Origin of the sequence: Bacillus sp. PS196 (genome assembly GCF_037963555.1) — a bacterium.
GTDB classification, from domain to species: domain Bacteria; phylum Bacillota; class Bacilli; order Bacillales; family Bacillaceae; genus Bacillus; species Bacillus subtilis.
In genome coordinates, this window is sequence record NZ_CP150159.1 from 1 (window position 1) to 18,491 (window position 18,491).

General features: G+C 44.7%; 10 protein-coding genes, 2 tRNA genes and 3 rRNA genes. 14 read left to right on the forward strand and 1 reads right to left on the reverse strand.

All coding sequences use genetic code 11. The features are described from left to right. The 12 genes from dnaA (at position 1) to rrf (ending at position 14,332) form a co-directional block, all read left to right on the forward strand. Positions 1-1,341, forward strand: a complete 1,341-nt coding sequence (dnaA, locus tag NST79_RS00005) for a chromosomal replication initiator protein DnaA (protein ID WP_003242674.1) — start codon at positions 1-3, stop codon at positions 1,339-1,341. Between the two features lie 185 nt (positions 1,342-1,526). Then, a complete protein-coding gene (gene dnaN, locus NST79_RS00010; protein WP_003242509.1) occupies positions 1,527-2,663 on the forward strand; it encodes a DNA polymerase III subunit beta in 1,137 nt (378 codons plus the stop codon). Positions 2,664-2,793: 130 nt separating this feature from the next. After that, positions 2,794-3,009: a ribosome maturation protein RlbA gene (gene rlbA, locus NST79_RS00015; RefSeq protein ID WP_003226810.1), complete on the forward strand. Its 216-nt coding sequence runs from the start codon at positions 2,794-2,796 to the stop codon at positions 3,007-3,009. A 15-nt stretch (positions 3,010-3,024) separates the two neighbouring features. Next, positions 3,025-4,137: a DNA replication/repair protein RecF gene (gene recF / locus NST79_RS00020; protein ID WP_003243515.1), complete on the forward strand. Its 1,113-nt coding sequence runs from the start codon at positions 3,025-3,027 to the stop codon at positions 4,135-4,137. A 17-nt stretch (positions 4,138-4,154) separates the two neighbouring features. Continuing rightward, positions 4,155-4,400: an extracellular matrix regulator RemB gene (gene remB / locus NST79_RS00025; RefSeq protein ID WP_003219266.1), complete on the forward strand. Its 246-nt coding sequence runs from the start codon at positions 4,155-4,157 to the stop codon at positions 4,398-4,400. A 54-nt stretch (positions 4,401-4,454) separates the two neighbouring features. Beyond that, positions 4,455-6,371 carry a DNA topoisomerase (ATP-hydrolyzing) subunit B gene (gene gyrB / locus NST79_RS00030; RefSeq protein ID WP_003226808.1) on the forward strand — a complete coding sequence of 639 codons (1,917 nt, stop codon included), beginning with the start codon at positions 4,455-4,457 and terminating at the stop codon, positions 6,369-6,371. 210 nt (positions 6,372-6,581) lie between these two features. Next, the gene (gene gyrA / locus NST79_RS00035) at positions 6,582-9,047 is read left to right on the forward strand and encodes a DNA topoisomerase (ATP-hydrolyzing) subunit A (RefSeq protein ID WP_212060072.1); all 2,466 of its coding nucleotides are present in this window, start codon (positions 6,582-6,584) and stop codon (positions 9,045-9,047) included. Between the two features lie 289 nt (positions 9,048-9,336). Then, positions 9,337-10,886: ribosomal RNA gene (locus NST79_RS00040) — 16S ribosomal RNA — on the forward strand. A gap of 102 nt (positions 10,887-10,988) precedes the next feature. Continuing rightward, a tRNA-Ile gene (locus NST79_RS00045) sits at positions 10,989-11,065 on the forward strand. An 11-nt stretch (positions 11,066-11,076) separates the two neighbouring features. Beyond that, positions 11,077-11,152: transfer RNA gene (locus NST79_RS00050), tRNA-Ala, on the forward strand. 81 nt (positions 11,153-11,233) lie between these two features. After that, positions 11,234-14,161: ribosomal RNA gene (locus tag NST79_RS00055) — 23S ribosomal RNA — on the forward strand. Between the two features lie 55 nt (positions 14,162-14,216). Next, positions 14,217-14,332 (forward strand): 5S ribosomal RNA (rrf, locus tag NST79_RS00060). The 16S, 23S and 5S rRNA genes sit together here with 2 tRNA genes alongside, the layout of an rRNA operon. 39 nt (positions 14,333-14,371) lie before the next feature. Here rrf and NST79_RS00065 read toward each other — a convergent pair. Further along, complete coding sequence (locus NST79_RS00065) at positions 14,372-15,319, reverse strand: YaaC family protein (RefSeq protein ID WP_181216726.1); 948 nt, start codon at positions 15,317-15,319, stop codon at positions 14,372-14,374. 120 nt (positions 15,320-15,439) lie between these two features. Between NST79_RS00065 and guaB the strand changes: the two genes are divergently transcribed. Together guaB and dacA are read left to right on the forward strand one after the other, a co-directional pair. Next, positions 15,440-16,906 carry an IMP dehydrogenase gene (gene guaB / locus NST79_RS00070; protein ID WP_003226803.1) on the forward strand — a complete coding sequence of 489 codons (1,467 nt, stop codon included), beginning with the start codon at positions 15,440-15,442 and terminating at the stop codon, positions 16,904-16,906. A gap of 152 nt (positions 16,907-17,058) precedes the next feature. Continuing rightward, entirely contained in the window at positions 17,059-18,390 is a 1,332-nt protein-coding gene (gene dacA, locus NST79_RS00075) for a D-alanyl-D-alanine carboxypeptidase family protein (protein WP_212059415.1), read from the forward strand. The last annotated feature ends 101 nt before the right edge of the window (positions 18,391-18,491 follow it).

Below are 18,491 nucleotides of genomic sequence, written 5' to 3' on the forward strand. Positions count from 1 at the left end.
ATGGAAAATATATTAGACCTGTGGAACCAAGCCCTTGCTCAAATCGAAAAAAAGTTGAGCAAACCGAGTTTTGAGACTTGGATGAAGTCAACCAAAGCCCACTCACTGCAAGGCGATACATTAACAATCACGGCTCCCAATGAATTTGCCAGAGACTGGCTGGAGTCCAGATACTTGCATCTGATTGCAGATACTATATATGAATTAACCGGGGAAGAATTGAGCATTAAGTTTGTCATTCCTCAAAATCAAGATGTTGAGGACTTTATGCCGAAACCGCAAGTCAAAAAAGCGGTCAAAGAAGATACATCTGATTTTCCTCAAAATATGCTCAATCCAAAATATACTTTTGATACTTTTGTCATCGGATCTGGAAACCGATTTGCACACGCAGCTTCCCTCGCAGTAGCGGAAGCACCCGCGAAAGCTTACAACCCTTTATTTATCTATGGGGGCGTCGGCTTAGGGAAAACGCACTTAATGCATGCGATCGGCCATTATGTAATAGATCATAATCCTTCTGCCAAAGTGGTTTATCTGTCTTCTGAGAAATTTACAAACGAATTCATCAACTCTATCCGAGATAATAAAGCCGTCGACTTCCGCAATCGCTATCGAAATGTTGATGTGCTTTTGATAGATGATATTCAATTTTTAGCGGGGAAAGAACAAACCCAGGAAGAATTTTTCCATACATTTAACACATTGCACGAAGAAAGCAAACAAATCGTCATTTCAAGTGACCGGCCGCCAAAGGAAATTCCGACACTTGAGGACAGATTGCGCTCACGTTTTGAATGGGGACTTATTACAGATATCACACCGCCTGATCTAGAAACGAGAATTGCGATTTTAAGAAAAAAAGCCAAAGCAGAAGGCCTCGATATTCCGAACGAGGTTATGCTTTACATCGCGAATCAAATCGACAGCAATATTCGGGAACTCGAAGGAGCATTAATCAGAGTTGTCGCTTATTCATCTTTAATTAATAAAGATATTAATGCTGATCTAGCCGCTGAGGCGTTGAAAGATATTATTCCTTCCTCAAAACCGAAAGTCATTACGATAAAAGAAATTCAGAGGGTAGTAGGCCAGCAATTTAATATTAAACTCGAGGATTTCAAAGCAAAAAAACGGACAAAGTCAGTAGCTTTTCCGCGTCAAATCGCCATGTACTTATCAAGGGAAATGACTGATTCCTCTCTTCCTAAAATCGGTGAAGAGTTTGGAGGACGTGATCATACGACCGTTATTCATGCGCATGAAAAAATTTCAAAACTGCTGGCAGATGATGAACAGCTTCAGCAGCATGTAAAAGAAATTAAAGAACAGCTTAAATAGCAGGACCGGGGAATCGGGGAAAGTGTGAATAACTTTTCGGAAGTCATACACAGTCTGTCCACATGTGGATAGGCTGTGTTTCCTGTCTTTTTCACAACTTATCCACAAATCCACAGGCCCTACTATTACTTCTACTATTTTTTATAAATATATATATTAATACATTATCCGTTAGGAGGATAAAAATGAAATTCACGATTCAAAAAGATCGTCTTGTTGAAAGTGTCCAAGATGTATTAAAAGCAGTTTCATCCAGAACCACGATTCCCATTCTGACTGGTATTAAAATTGTTGCATCAGATGATGGAGTATCCTTTACAGGGAGTGACTCAGATATTTCTATTGAATCCTTCATTCCAAAAGAAGAAGGAGATAAAGAAATCGTCACTATTGAACAGCCCGGAAGCATCGTTTTACAGGCTCGCTTTTTTAGTGAAATTGTAAAAAAATTGCCGATGGCAACTGTAGAAATCGAAGTCCAAAATCAGTATTTGACGATTATCCGTTCTGGTAAAGCTGAATTTAATCTAAACGGACTGGATGCTGATGAGTATCCGCACTTGCCGCAGATTGAAGAGCATCATGCGATTCAGATCCCAACTGATTTGTTAAAAAATCTAATCAGACAAACAGTATTTGCAGTGTCCACCTCAGAAACACGCCCTATCTTGACAGGTGTAAACTGGAAAGTGGAGCAAAGTGAATTATTATGCACTGCAACGGATAGCCACCGTCTTGCATTAAGAAAGGCGAAACTTGATATTCCAGAAGACAGATCTTATAACGTCGTGATTCCGGGAAAAAGTTTAACTGAACTCAGCAAGATTTTAGATGACAACCAGGAACTTGTAGATATCGTCATCACAGAAACCCAAGTTCTGTTTAAAGCGAAAAACGTCTTATTCTTCTCACGGCTTCTGGACGGGAATTATCCAGACACAACCAGCCTGATTCCGCAAGACAGCAAAACAGAAATCATTGTGAACACAAAAGAATTCCTTCAGGCCATTGATCGTGCATCTCTTTTAGCCAGAGAGGGACGCAACAACGTGGTAAAACTGTCTGCAAAACCGGCTGAATCCATTGAAATTTCTTCTAACTCGCCGGAAATCGGTAAAGTTGTGGAAGCGATTGTTGCGGATCAAATTGAAGGTGAGGAATTAAATATCTCTTTTAGTCCAAAATATATGCTGGATGCACTAAAGGTGCTTGAAGGAGCAGAAATACGCGTAAGCTTTACAGGTGCAATGAGACCCTTCTTAATTCGCACGCCGAATGATGAAACGATTGTACAGCTTATCCTCCCTGTCAGAACCTATTAATCCGATACACTGCTGCCGACCTGTCGGCAGCTTTTCTATTCGGTATCTGCTCCGACAAGTTTTCCCTTTCCCTAATTCGTTTTTTTTTAGTACAATTAGATATTAGTGATATTTGAAAGAGGTCGATATAATGGCAAATCCGATTTCAATTGATACAGAGATGATTACACTCGGACAATTCTTAAAATTAGCCGATGTGATTCAGTCTGGCGGTATGGCGAAGTGGTTTTTAAGCGAGCATGAAGTGCTTGTGAACGATGAGCCGGACAACCGCCGGGGCAGAAAACTGTATGTTGGAGATGTGGTAGAGATTGAAGGATTTGGTTCATTTCAAGTCGTCAATTAAAGCGGGTGACACTGATTGTATATCCAGAACTTAGAACTGACATCTTACCGCAACTACGACCATGCTGAACTTCAATTTGAAAATAAAGTAAATGTGATCATCGGAGAAAACGCCCAGGGGAAGACAAACCTCATGGAGGCGATCTATGTCTTGTCCATGGCGAAATCGCACCGGACATCAAATGACAAAGAACTTATACGGTGGGACAAAGACTATGCTAAAATAGAGGGAAGAGTGATGAAGCAAAACGGGGCAATCCCGATGCAGCTCGTCATCTCCAAAAAGGGTAAAAAGGGCAAGGTCAATCATATTGAACAGCAAAAGCTCAGCCAGTATGTCGGGGCCCTCAACACCATTATGTTCGCGCCGGAAGATTTAAATCTTGTAAAGGGAAGCCCTCAAGTGAGAAGGCGGTTTCTTGACATGGAAATCGGACAGGTTTCTCCCGTCTACCTTCATGATCTTTCTCTTTACCAGAAAATCCTTTCCCAGCGGAATCATTTTTTGAAACAGCTGCAAACAAGAAAACAAACTGACCGGACGATGCTCGATGTTCTGACCGATCAGCTTGTAGAAGTTGCAGCAAAAGTCGTCGTAAAACGCCTGCAGTTTACAGCACAGCTCGAGAAATGGGCGCAGCCCATCCATGCAGGCATCTCAAGAGGGCTTGAAGAACTGACCCTGAAATACCATACAGCTCTTGATGTATCAGATCCCCTAGATTTGTCGAAAATAGGAGATAGCTATCAAGAAGCGTTTTCTAAATTAAGAGAAAAAGAAATTGAGCGTGGTGTGACGCTGTCAGGGCCTCATCGCGATGATGTTCTTTTCTATGTGAACGGACGCGATGTGCAGACGTATGGTTCTCAAGGACAGCAGCGAACGACGGCGTTGTCCCTTAAGCTGGCGGAGATTGACCTGATCCATGAAGAAATCGGAGAATATCCCATTTTACTATTGGATGATGTACTGAGTGAACTGGATGATTATCGCCAGTCACACTTGCTTCATACGATCCAAGGCCGTGTACAAACGTTTGTCACAACGACAAGCGTTGATGGCATTGATCACGAAACCTTACGTCAAGCAGGAATGTTCCGTGTGCAAAATGGTGCGTTAGTGAAGTGAAGAAATGAGGTGAGCAATTGTATATTCATTTAGGTGATGACTTTGTGGTTTCAACACGAGATATTGTCGGCATTTTTGACTTTAAAGCCAACATGTCGCCTATTGTTGAAGAATTTCTGAAAAAACAGAAACACAAGGTGGTGCCTTCCGTAAACGGCACGCCCAAATCTATCGTAGTCACGGTTCAGAATATATATTACTCTCCCTTATCTTCCAGCACATTAAAAAAACGTGCGCAATTTATGTTTGAAATAGATTCTTAGAAATTTTTTATCACGAATATATCGTTTAGAAAAGTGTAGGTGAATGACGTGGCTATGGAACAGCAGCAAAACAGTTATGATGAAAATCAGATACAGGTACTAGAAGGATTGGAAGCTGTTCGTAAAAGACCGGGGATGTATATCGGTTCGACAAACAGCAAAGGCCTTCACCACCTGGTATGGGAAATTGTCGACAATAGTATTGACGAAGCCCTCGCCGGTTATTGTACGGATATCAATATCCAAATCGAAAAAGACAACAGTATCACGGTTGTAGATAATGGCCGCGGTATTCCAGTCGGTATTCATGAAAAAATGGGCCGTCCTGCGGTAGAAGTCATTATGACGGTACTTCATGCCGGAGGAAAATTTGACGGAAGCGGCTATAAAGTATCCGGAGGATTACACGGTGTAGGTGCGTCTGTCGTAAACGCACTATCAACAGAGCTTGATGTGACGGTTCACCGTGATGGTAAAATTCACCGCCAAACTTATAAACGCGGAGTTCCGGTTACAGACCTTGAAATCATTGGCGAAACGGATCATACAGGAACGACGACACATTTTGTCCCGGACCCTGAAATTTTCTCAGAAACAACCGAGTATGATTATGATCTGCTTGCCAACCGCGTACGTGAATTAGCCTTTTTAACAAAGGGCGTAAACATCACGATTGAGGATAAACGTGAAGGACAAGAGCGCAAAAATGAATACCATTACGAAGGCGGAATTAAAAGTTATGTAGAGTATTTAAACCGCTCTAAAGAGGTTGTCCATGAAGAGCCGATTTACATTGAAGGCGAAAAGGACGGCATTACGGTTGAAGTGGCTTTGCAATACAATGACAGCTACACAAGCAACATTTACTCGTTTACAAACAACATTAACACGTACGAAGGCGGTACCCATGAAGCTGGCTTCAAAACGGGCCTGACTCGTGTTATCAACGATTACGCCAGAAAAAAAGGGCTTATTAAAGAAAATGATCCAAACCTAAGCGGAGATGACGTAAGGGAAGGGCTGACAGCGATTATTTCAATCAAACACCCTGATCCGCAGTTTGAGGGCCAAACGAAAACAAAGCTGGGCAACTCAGAAGCACGGACGATCACCGATACGTTATTTTCTACGGCGATGGAAACATTTATGCTGGAAAATCCAGATGCAGCCAAAAAAATTGTCGATAAAGGCTTAATGGCGGCAAGAGCAAGAATGGCTGCGAAAAAAGCCCGTGAACTAACACGTCGTAAGAGTGCTTTGGAAATTTCAAACCTGCCCGGTAAGTTAGCGGACTGCTCTTCAAAAGATCCGAGCATCTCCGAGTTATATATCGTAGAGGGTGACTCTGCCGGAGGATCTGCTAAACAAGGACGCGACAGACATTTCCAAGCCATTTTGCCGCTTAGAGGTAAAATCCTAAACGTTGAAAAGGCCAGACTGGATAAAATCCTTTCTAACAACGAAGTTCGCTCTATGATCACAGCGCTCGGCACAGGTATTGGGGAAGACTTCAACCTTGAGAAAGCCCGTTACCACAAAGTTGTCATTATGACAGATGCCGATGTTGACGGCGCGCACATCAGAACACTTCTGTTAACGTTCTTTTACAGATATATGCGCCAAATTATCGAAAATGGCTACGTGTACATTGCGCAGCCGCCGCTCTACAAGGTTCAACAGGGGAAACGCGTTGAATATGCGTACAATGACAAGGAGCTTGAAGAGCTGTTAAAAACTCTTCCTCAAACGCCTAAGCCTGGACTGCAGCGTTACAAAGGTCTTGGTGAAATGAATGCCACCCAGCTATGGGAGACAACCATGGATCCTAGTTCCAGAACACTTCTTCAGGTAACTCTTGAAGATGCAATGGATGCGGACGAGACTTTTGAAATGCTTATGGGCGACAAGGTAGAACCGCGCCGAAACTTCATAGAAGCGAATGCGAGATACGTTAAAAATCTTGACATCTAATCATAAAAAGCCTTATTTCCAATAAGAAATAAGGCTTTTTTCTGAACAAGATCAGATGCAGCAATGCTTGCAATACCTATATATTCTAGCAATTTAATGTGTATAATCATAAGTTTATTGATATAATGGAGAATAGTGAAATCGTATTGAAGGTCATAATGGACAATCTACTCCCACATATTTCATGTGATACTTCAGGGAGGTTTTTTAATGAGTGAACAAAACACACCACAAGTTCGTGAAATAAATATCAGTCAGGAAATGCGTACGTCCTTCTTGGATTATGCAATGAGCGTTATCGTGTCCCGTGCTCTTCCAGATGTTCGTGACGGTTTAAAACCGGTTCACAGACGGATTTTATACGCAATGAATGATTTGGGCATGACAAGTGACAAACCTTATAAAAAATCCGCGCGTATCGTTGGAGAAGTTATCGGGAAATACCACCCGCACGGTGATTCAGCGGTATATGAATCCATGGTCAGAATGGCTCAGGATTTCAACTACCGTTATATGCTCGTTGACGGTCACGGAAACTTCGGTTCTGTTGACGGAGACTCAGCGGCGGCCATGCGTTATACAGAAGCAAGAATGTCTAAAATCTCAATGGAGATTCTTCGTGACATCACAAAAGACACAATCGATTACCAGGATAACTATGACGGGTCAGAAAGAGAACCTGTCGTTATGCCTTCAAGGTTCCCGAATCTGCTCGTGAACGGTGCTGCCGGCATTGCGGTAGGTATGGCAACAAACATTCCTCCGCACCAGCTGGGAGAAATCATTGACGGTGTACTTGCTGTCAGTGAGAATCCGGACATTACAATTCCAGAGCTTATGGAAGTCATTCCAGGGCCTGATTTCCCGACCGCGGGTCAAATCTTGGGACGCAGCGGTATCCGGAAAGCATACGAATCAGGCCGAGGCTCTATCACGATCCGGGCAAAAGCTGAGATCGAACAAACATCTTCGGGTAAAGAAAGAATTATCGTTACAGAGTTACCTTACCAAGTAAATAAGGCGAAATTAATTGAGAAAATTGCCGATCTCGTAAGGGACAAAAAGATAGAGGGTATCACAGATCTGCGTGATGAGTCAGATCGTACAGGTATGAGAATTGTCATTGAAATCAGACGCGACGCCAATGCAAATGTCATCTTAAACAATCTGTACAAACAAACTGCTCTACAAACATCTTTTGGCATCAACCTGCTTGCACTTGTTGATGGCCAGCCGAAAGTTTTAACTCTTAAGAAATGCCTAGAGCATTACCTCGACCATCAAAAAGTTGTCATTAGACGCCGTACTGCTTATGAATTGCGTAAAGCGGAAGCGAGAGCTCATATCCTGGAAGGATTGAGAGTTGCACTGGATCATCTCGATGCAGTTATCTCCCTTATCCGTAATTCTCAAACGGCTGAAATTGCGAGAACAGGTTTAATTGAACAATTCTCACTGACAGAGAAGCAAGCACAAGCGATCCTTGATATGAGGCTCCAGCGTTTAACGGGACTGGAACGTGAAAAGATAGAAGAAGAATACCAATCTCTTGTTAAATTAATTGCAGAGCTAAAAGACATCTTGGCAAATGAATATAAAGTGCTTGAGATCATTCGTGAAGAACTCACGGAAATCAAAGAGCGTTTTAACGATGAAAGACGTACTGAGATCGTCACTTCCGGACTGGAGACAATTGAAGATGAAGATCTCATCGAGAGAGAAAATATCGTAGTTACTCTGACGCACAACGGATACGTCAAACGTCTTCCTGCATCAACTTACCGCAGTCAAAAACGGGGCGGAAAAGGTGTACAAGGTATGGGAACAAACGAAGATGATTTCGTTGAACATTTGATCTCTACGTCAACTCATGACACGATTCTCTTCTTCTCGAACAAGGGGAAAGTGTATCGTGCAAAAGGGTATGAAATCCCTGAATACGGCAGAACGGCAAAAGGAATCCCGATTATTAACCTGCTGGAGGTAGAAAAGGGTGAGTGGATCAACGCGATTATTCCAGTCACGGAATTCAATGCGGAGCTTTACCTTTTCTTCACTACAAAGCATGGGGTTTCAAAACGAACATCGCTATCTCAATTCGCTAATATCCGCAACAATGGTCTAATCGCTCTGGGTCTTCGTGAAGATGATGAACTGATGGGTGTACGTCTGACTGACGGCACAAAACAAATCATCATTGGAACGAAAAACGGTTTACTGATCCGTTTCCCTGAAACAGATGTCCGGGAGATGGGAAGAACTGCGGCGGGCGTAAAAGGCATCACCCTGACGGATGACGACGTTGTTGTCGGCATGGAAATTTTAGAGGAAGAATCACACGTCCTTATCGTAACTGAAAAAGGGTACGGAAAACGAACTCCGGCTGAAGAGTACAGAACCCAAAGCCGGGGCGGAAAAGGACTCAAAACAGCGAAAATCACCGAGAACAACGGTCAACTAGTAGCAGTGAAAGCTACTAAAGGTGAAGAGGATCTAATGATTATTACAGCTAGCGGCGTACTCATCAGAATGGACATCAATGATATCTCCATCACCGGACGTGTCACTCAAGGTGTGCGTCTCATCAGAATGGCAGAAGAAGAGCATGTTGCTACAGTAGCTTTAGTAGAGAAAAACGAAGAAGATGAGAATGAAGAAGAACAAGAAGAAGTGTGAGAAAAAGCGCAGCTGAAATAGCTGCGCTTTTTTGTGTCATAACCCTTTACAGTCATAAAAATTATGGTATAATCATTTCTGTTGTCTTTTAAAAGACACAAACATGACCATTATGACTAGTAAAAACTTTTTCAAAAAAGTATTGACCTAGTTAACTAAAAATGTTATTATTAAGTAGTCGCTTCGAGAGAAGCGCGCAAAGTTCTTTGAAAACTAAACAAGACAAAACGTACCTGTTAATTCAGTTTTTAAAAATCGCACAGCGATGTGCGTAGTCAGTCAAACTACTTTATCGGAGAGTTTGATCCTGGCTCAGGACGAACGCTGGCGGCGTGCCTAATACATGCAAGTCGAGCGGACAGATGGGAGCTTGCTCCCTGATGTTAGCGGCGGACGGGTGAGTAACACGTGGGTAACCTGCCTGTAAGACTGGGATAACTCCGGGAAACCGGGGCTAATACCGGATGGTTGTTTGAACCGCATGGTTCAAACATAAAAGGTGGCTTCGGCTACCACTTACAGATGGACCCGCGGCGCATTAGCTAGTTGGTGAGGTAATGGCTCACCAAGGCAACGATGCGTAGCCGACCTGAGAGGGTGATCGGCCACACTGGGACTGAGACACGGCCCAGACTCCTACGGGAGGCAGCAGTAGGGAATCTTCCGCAATGGACGAAAGTCTGACGGAGCAACGCCGCGTGAGTGATGAAGGTTTTCGGATCGTAAAGCTCTGTTGTTAGGGAAGAACAAGTACCGTTCGAATAGGGCGGTACCTTGACGGTACCTAACCAGAAAGCCACGGCTAACTACGTGCCAGCAGCCGCGGTAATACGTAGGTGGCAAGCGTTGTCCGGAATTATTGGGCGTAAAGGGCTCGCAGGCGGTTTCTTAAGTCTGATGTGAAAGCCCCCGGCTCAACCGGGGAGGGTCATTGGAAACTGGGGAACTTGAGTGCAGAAGAGGAGAGTGGAATTCCACGTGTAGCGGTGAAATGCGTAGAGATGTGGAGGAACACCAGTGGCGAAGGCGACTCTCTGGTCTGTAACTGACGCTGAGGAGCGAAAGCGTGGGGAGCGAACAGGATTAGATACCCTGGTAGTCCACGCCGTAAACGATGAGTGCTAAGTGTTAGGGGGTTTCCGCCCCTTAGTGCTGCAGCTAACGCATTAAGCACTCCGCCTGGGGAGTACGGTCGCAAGACTGAAACTCAAAGGAATTGACGGGGGCCCGCACAAGCGGTGGAGCATGTGGTTTAATTCGAAGCAACGCGAAGAACCTTACCAGGTCTTGACATCCTCTGACAATCCTAGAGATAGGACGTCCCCTTCGGGGGCAGAGTGACAGGTGGTGCATGGTTGTCGTCAGCTCGTGTCGTGAGATGTTGGGTTAAGTCCCGCAACGAGCGCAACCCTTGATCTTAGTTGCCAGCATTCAGTTGGGCACTCTAAGGTGACTGCCGGTGACAAACCGGAGGAAGGTGGGGATGACGTCAAATCATCATGCCCCTTATGACCTGGGCTACACACGTGCTACAATGGACAGAACAAAGGGCAGCGAAACCGCGAGGTTAAGCCAATCCCACAAATCTGTTCTCAGTTCGGATCGCAGTCTGCAACTCGACTGCGTGAAGCTGGAATCGCTAGTAATCGCGGATCAGCATGCCGCGGTGAATACGTTCCCGGGCCTTGTACACACCGCCCGTCACACCACGAGAGTTTGTAACACCCGAAGTCGGTGAGGTAACCTTTTAGGAGCCAGCCGCCGAAGGTGGGACAGATGATTGGGGTGAAGTCGTAACAAGGTAGCCGTATCGGAAGGTGCGGCTGGATCACCTCCTTTCTAAGGATATTATACGGAATATAAGACCTTGGGTCTTATAAACAGAACGTTCCCTGTCTTGTTTAGTTTTGAAGGAACTTTGTTCCTTGAATAAGTTAAGATGGGCCTGTAGCTCAGCTGGTTAGAGCGCACGCCTGATAAGCGTGAGGTCGGTGGTTCGAGTCCACTCAGGCCCACCATCTTATATAACGGGGCCTTAGCTCAGCTGGGAGAGCGCCTGCTTTGCACGCAGGAGGTCAGCGGTTCGATCCCGCTAGGCTCCACCAACGTGTTCTTTGAAAACTAGATAACAGTAGACATCACATTCAATTAGTAACACAAGATATCACATAGTGATTCTTTTTAACGGTTAAGTTAGAAAGGGCGCACGGTGGATGCCTTGGCACTAGGAGCCGATGAAGGACGGGACGAACACCGATATGCTTCGGGGAGCTGTAAGCAAGCTTTGATCCGGAGATTTCCGAATGGGGAAACCCACCACTCGTAATGGAGTGGTATCCATATCTGAATTCATAGGATATGAGAAGGCAGACCCGGGGAACTGAAACATCTAAGTACCCGGAGGAAGAGAAAGCAAATGCGATTCCCTGAGTAGCGGCGAGCGAAACGGGATTAGCCCAAACCAAGAGGCTTGCCTCTTGGGGTTGTAGGACACTCTGTACGGAGTTACAAAGGAACGAGGTAGATGAAGAGGTCTGGAAAGGCCCGCCATAGGAGGTAACAGCCCTGTAGTCAAAACTTCGTTCTCTCCTGAGTGGATCCTGAGTACGGCGGAACACGTGAAATTCCGTCGGAATCCGGGAGGACCATCTCCCAAGGCTAAATACTCCCTAGTGACCGATAGTGAACCAGTACCGTGAGGGAAAGGTGAAAAGCACCCCGGAAGGGGAGTGAAAGAGATCCTGAAACCGTGTGCCTACAAGTAGTCAGAGCCCGTTAACGGGTGATGGCGTGCCTTTTGTAGAATGAACCGGCGAGTTACGATCCCGTGCAAGGTTAAGCAGAAGATGCGGAGCCGCAGCGAAAGCGAGTCTGAATAGGGCGCATGAGTACGTGGTCGTAGACCCGAAACCAGGTGATCTACCCATGTCCAGGGTGAAGTTCAGGTAACACTGAATGGAGGCCCGAACCCACGCACGTTGAAAAGTGCGGGGATGAGGTGTGGGTAGGGGTGAAATGCCAATCGAACCTGGAGATAGCTGGTTCTCTCCGAAATAGCTTTAGGGCTAGCCTCAAGGTAAGAGTCTTGGAGGTAGAGCACTGATTGGACTAGGGGCCCCTACCGGGTTACCGAATTCAGTCAAACTCCGAATGCCAATGACTTATCCTTGGGAGTCAGACTGCGAGTGATAAGATCCGTAGTCGAAAGGGAAACAGCCCAGACCGCCAGCTAAGGTCCCAAAGTATACGTTAAGTGGAAAAGGATGTGGAGTTGCTTAGACAACCAGGATGTTGGCTTAGAAGCAGCCACCATTTAAAGAGTGCGTAATAGCTCACTGGTCGAGTGACTCTGCGCCGAAAATGTACCGGGGCTAAACGTATCACCGAAGCTGCGGACTGTTCTTCGAACAGTGGTAGGAGAGCGTTCTAAGGGCTGTGAAGCCAGACCGGAAGGACTGGTGGAGCGCTTAGAAGTGAGAATGCCGGTATGAGTAGCGAAAGAGGGGTGAGAATCCCCTCCACCGAATGCCTAAGGTTTCCTGAGGAAGGCTCGTCCGCTCAGGGTTAGTCGGGACCTAAGCCGAGGCCGAAAGGCGTAGGCGATGGACAACAGGTTGATATTCCTGTACCACCTCCTCACCATTTGAGCAATGGGGGGACGCAGGAGGATAGGGTAAGCGCGGTATTGGATATCCGCGTCCAAGCAGTTAGGCTGGGAAATAGGCAAATCCGTTTCCCATAAGGCTGAGCTGTGATGGCGAGCGAAATATAGTAGCGAAGTTCCTGATTCCACACTGCCAAGAAAAGCCTCTAGCGAGGTGAGAGGTGCCCGTACCGCAAACCGACACAGGTAGGCGAGGAGAGAATCCTAAGGTGATCGAGAGAACTCTCGTTAAGGAACTCGGCAAAATGACCCCGTAACTTCGGGAGAAGGGGTGCTCTGTTAGGGTGCAAGCCCGAGAGAGCCGCAGTGAATAGGCCCAGGCGACTGTTTAGCAAAAACACAGGTCTCTGCGAAGCCGTAAGGCGAAGTATAGGGGCTGACGCCTGCCCGGTGCTGGAAGGTTAAGAGGAGCGCTTAGCGTAAGCGAAGGTGCGAATTGAAGCCCCAGTAAACGGCGGCCGTAACTATAACGGTCCTAAGGTAGCGAAATTCCTTGTCGGGTAAGTTCCGACCCGCACGAAAGGCGCAACGATCTGGGCACTGTCTCAACGAGAGACTCGGTGAAATTATAGTACCTGTGAAGATGCAGGTTACCCGCGACAGGACGGAAAGACCCCGTGGAGCTTTACTGCAGCCTGATATTGAATGTTGGTACAGCTTGTACAGGATAGGTAGGAGCCTTGGAAACCGGAGCGCCAGCTTCGGTGGAGGCATCGGTGGGATACTACCCTGGCTGTATTGACCTTCTAACCCGCCGCCCTTATCGGGCGGGGAGACAGTGTCAGGTGGGCAGTTTGACTGGGGCGGTCGCCTCCTAAAAGGTAACGGAGGCGCCCAAAGGTTCCCTCAGAATGGTTGGAAATCATTCGCAGAGTGTAAAGGCACAAGGGAGCTTGACTGCGAGACCTACAAGTCGAGCAGGGACGAAAGTCGGGCTTAGTGATCCGGTGGTTCCGCATGGAAGGGCCATCGCTCAACGGATAAAAGCTACCCCGGGGATAACAGGCTTATCTCCCCCAAGAGTCCACATCGACGGGGAGGTTTGGCACCTCGATGTCGGCTCATCGCATCCTGGGGCTGTAGTCGGTCCCAAGGGTTGGGCTGTTCGCCCATTAAAGCGGTACGCGAGCTGGGTTCAGAACGTCGTGAGACAGTTCGGTCCCTATCCGTCGCGGGCGCAGGAAATTTGAGAGGAGCTGTCCTTAGTACGAGAGGACCGGGATGGACGCACCGCTGGTGTACCAGTTGTTCTGCCAAGGGCATCGCTGGGTAGCTATGTGCGGACGGGATAAGTGCTGAAAGCATCTAAGCATGAAGCCCCCCTCAAGATGAGATTTCCCATTCCGCAAGGAAGTAAGATCCCTGAAAGATGATCAGGTTGATAGGTCTGAGGTGGAAGTGTGGCGACACATGGAGCTGACAGATACTAATCGATCGAGGACTTAACCATATTTTTGAATGATGTCACACCTGTTATCTAGTTTTGAGAGAACACTCTCAATTTGTTTGGTGGCGATAGCGAAGAGGTCACACCCGTTCCCATACCGAACACGGAAGTTAAGCTCTTCAGCGCCGATGGTAGTCGGGGGTTTCCCCCTGTGAGAGTAGGACGCCGCCAAGCAAGCTTAAACCCAGCTCAATGAGCTGGGTTTTTTGTTTGTTAAAAATGAAGAAGAAACTGTGAAGCGTATTTAGGGAATTTCTTTTCTGATACTAATAAAAACTGCTGAATTAACACGTAGTCATCACTTATATGCTGTGTTAATAACTCATACCACCATTCTGTTTCATACCTTGCAATCATCCCAACGTTGTACAAAATCAAATAATGAATTGTCATTTCGGGAAGCCTCAGAAATTGCTCCCTTTGAGAAGGGATATAATATTGGTTCTTTTCCATGTCAAACAATAAGCTGGTCGATGTCCATGGCTCCTTGTCTTGTGGTGAAATTTCGAACAGCAGCCCGTGTTCATTTTTTTTTGTAAAAGACCATTGATAATGATGGGACATGTGTTCAGCAAACCTTGAATCAGACATTTTGTAATTGATTACTACTTCCTCCGGTACAAAAATTTCGTTCTTATCCTTCTCAACTTTTGTCATAAATCGTTCTTTCTGCTGAAAGTAGAAAATATCGCTAAGTTCTGGAATGGCCATTAATAATTTTTTCATGGTATACCGTTCATCTACTATATCCGATTGTCCGAATAAATGTTTCATAAAATGCACGCATAGGCCATTTCGTTGTATTTTCACTTCATCATCGCTAAAACAATAATTTTGTTTCTTTCGTTTTCTTGTTGTTACGCCATGTGCCAGTACTGATGTATGGCTTGGATAATGAGGATCACGTGTAATTAAGCATGCTTTGATAAGCTGTGCCATTCCATAAAATAAAAGAATCGGTTTGATTTCTAAGGGAGAATATGCGGCTTGTTTATAAAACGATTCGGCATGCTTTAAGAAATAAATAAACCGTTCACTGTTTTTAAAAGAGTTTTTTTTCGCATCGTCAATACCGTTTAAGATATAAACCTTTTCTAGAAATTTCTGGGTTGATTCAACGGAGTAAAATAGCGCTAAGTCTTTCCACTCATGATATGTCATGTATATTTCTTAATCCTTTCCGTTATCTAAATATTTCAACTCTTTCCCGCTTCCTTGACATGCTCTTGGCTAGTTGATAATCTACATATAATATTTTGCCGAAAAGAGGGGGATTTACTAATGTGGGAAAGTAAATTTTCAAAAGAAGGCTTAACGTTCGACGATGTGCTGCTTGTGCCAGCAAAGTCTGAGGTACTTCCGCGTGATGTGGATTTATCTGTAGAACTTACAAAAACGTTAAAGCTAAATATTCCTGTCATCAGCGCAGGTATGGACACTGTAACAGAATCAGCAATGGCAATTGCAATGGCAAGACAGGGCGGCTTGGGCATCATTCACAAAAATATGTCCATTGAACAGCAGGCTGAACAAGTTGATAAAGTAAAGCGTTCTGAGCGCGGCGTTATCACAAATCCCTTCTTTTTAACTCCTGATCACCAAGTATTTGATGCGGAGCATTTGATGGGGAAATACAGAATTTCCGGTGTTCCGATTGTAAATAACGAAGAAGACCAGAAGCTTGTTGGAATTATTACAAACCGTGACCTTCGTTTTATTTCTGACTACTCAATGAAAATCAGCGACGTCATGACGAAAGAAGAGCTAGTTACTGCATCTGTAGGAACTACTCTGGATGAAGCTGAAAAGATTTTGCAGAAACATAAAATTGAAAAGCTTCCTCTCGTAGATGACCAGAATAAATTAAAAGGTCTTATCACAATTAAAGACATTGAAAAAGTCATTGAGTTCCCGAACTCATCTAAAGACATTCACGGCCGCCTGATCGTTGGCGCGGCAGTTGGTGTAACTGGCGATACAATGACTCGCGTCAAAAAGCTTGTTGAAGCCAATGTTGATGTGATTGTTATCGATACAGCTCACGGACACTCTCAAGGCGTTTTAAACACAGTTACAAAAATCCGTGAAACGTATCCCGAATTAAACATTATTGCTGGAAACGTGGCAACAGCTGAAGCGACAAGAGCGCTTATCGAAGCTGGAGCAGACGTTGTCAAAGTTGGAATAGGGCCTGGTTCAATTTGTACTACACGTGTTGTAGCCGGCGTCGGTGTTCCGCAAATTACAGCAATTTATGATTGTGCAACTGAAGCAAGAAAACACGGCAAAACAATCATCGCCGACGGTGGGATTAAATTCTCTGGCGATATCACTAAAGCATTGGCAGCCGGCGGACATGCTGTTATGCTCGGAAGCTTGCTTGCAGGCACATCAGAAAGCCCTGGTGAAACTGAAATCTACCAAGGCAGAAGATTTAAGGTATACCGCGGCATGGGATCAGTTGCTGCAATGGAAAAAGGAAGTAAAGACCGTTACTTCCAAGAAGAAAATAAAAAATTTGTTCCTGAAGGAATTGAAGGACGCACACCTTACAAAGGGCCAGTTGAAGAAACCGTTTATCAGCTAGTCGGAGGCCTTCGTTCTGGTATGGGGTATTGCGGGTCCAAAGATCTGCGTGCGCTAAGAGAAGAAGCTCAGTTCATTCGCATGACTGGCGCAGGACTTCGCGAAAGCCATCCGCATGACGTACAGATTACAAAAGAATCACCTAACTATACAATTTCATAATAAATTGTTACAAATTAAAAACATTTGACAGGGTCTCTGACTCTGTCTATTTTTTTTATACTGATTATGATAAAATTTATACTGTTGTGCATTGAAAATGTCCTTAACGGCTTAATTATAGATGAAGAAAATGAAATACGGAGGTCGTACGATTGAACATCAAGAAATGTAAACAGCTACTGATGTCATTGGTTGTGTTAACTCTAGCTGTCACGTGTCTGGCTCCAATGTCAAAAGCAAAAGCAGCCAGCGATCCAATTGATATCAATGCATCTGCTGCTATTATGATCGAAGCTTCTTCAGGTAAAATTCTTTACAGTAAAAATGCAGATAAGAGACTGCCAATTGCGAGTATGACAAAAATGATGACAGAGTATCTGTTATTAGAAGCAATTGATCAAGGTAAAGTGAAATGGGACCAAACCTATACGCCTGATGACTATGTGTATGAAATTTCCCAAGATAACAGCTTATCAAACGTTCCTCTTCGGAAAGACGGGAAATACACAGTAAAAGAATTATATCAAGCTACAGCAATTTATTCTGCAAATGCTGCTGCTATTGCGATTGCAGAAATAGTTGCCGGTTCTGAAACTAAGTTTGTTGAAAAAATGAATGCAAAAGCAAAAGAACTAGGCTTAACAGATTACAAATTTGTTAACGCAACAGGTCTTGAAAACAAAGATCTTCACGGGCATCAGCCTGAGGGGACAAGCGTAAATGAAGAAAGTGAAGTTTCTGCAAAGGATATGGCAATTCTTGCGGATCACTTGATTACTGACTACCCTGAGATACTGGAGACTTCCAGTATCGCCAAAACGAAATTCAGAGAAGGCACCGATGATGAAATGGACATGCCGAACTGGAATTTTATGCTGAAGGGGCTTGTCAGCGAGTATAAAAAAGCGACTGTAGACGGACTGAAAACAGGTTCTACTGACTCTGCGGGTTCATGCTTTACAGGAACAGCTGAACGCAACGGTATGCGTGTCATCACTGTTGTTTTAAACGCGAAGGGCAACCTTCATACAGGCCGTTTCGATGAAACGAAAAAAATGTTTGATTATGCTTTCGACAATTTCTTCATGAAAGAAATTTATGCTGAAGGCGATCAAGTAAAAGGCCATAAAACAATTTCAGTTGATAAGGGTAAAGAGAAAGAAGTAGGCATTGTGACAAACAAGGCGTTCTCTCTTCCTGTCAAAAATGGTGAAGAAAAGAATTACAAAGCGAAGGTCACACTGAATAAAGACAACTTAACTGCTCCTGTGAAAAAAGGAACCAAGGTTGGGAAGCTGACTGCGGAATACACAGGTGATGAAAAGGATTACGGATTCCTTAACAGCGATCTGGCTGGCGTAGACCTTGTTACAAAAGAAAATGTAGAAAAAGCAAACTGGTTTGTTTTGACAATGCGCAGTATCGGCGGATTTTTTTCCGGAATTTGGGGAAGCATTGTTGATACGGTAACCGGCTGGTTTTAATCAATTGAAAGAGCTCTGATGGATGTTAGGGCTCTTTCGCGTAATATACTGAAAAAACCCAATTTTTAATAAAAAATGATTTTCAAAGCGCTAAAAACCGA

Bases quoted from the DNA above. Each gene is read 5' to 3' on its own strand.
- dnaA (WP_003242674.1), top strand. From the start codon at position 1: ATGGAAAATATATTAGACCTGTGGAACCAAGCCCTTGCTCAAATCGAA.
- dnaN (WP_003242509.1), top strand. From the start codon at position 1,527: ATGAAATTCACGATTCAAAAAGATCGTCTTGTTGAAAGTGTCCAAGAT.
- rlbA (WP_003226810.1), top strand. From the start codon at position 2,794: ATGGCAAATCCGATTTCAATTGATACAGAGATGATTACACTCGGACAA.
- gyrB (WP_003226808.1), top strand. From the start codon at position 4,455: ATGGAACAGCAGCAAAACAGTTATGATGAAAATCAGATACAGGTACTA.
- gyrA (WP_212060072.1), top strand. From the start codon at position 6,582: ATGAGTGAACAAAACACACCACAAGTTCGTGAAATAAATATCAGTCAG.
- NST79_RS00065 (WP_181216726.1), bottom strand. From the start codon at position 15,319: ATGACATATCATGAGTGGAAAGACTTAGCGCTATTTTACTCCGTTGAA.
- guaB (WP_003226803.1), top strand. From the start codon at position 15,440: ATGTGGGAAAGTAAATTTTCAAAAGAAGGCTTAACGTTCGACGATGTG.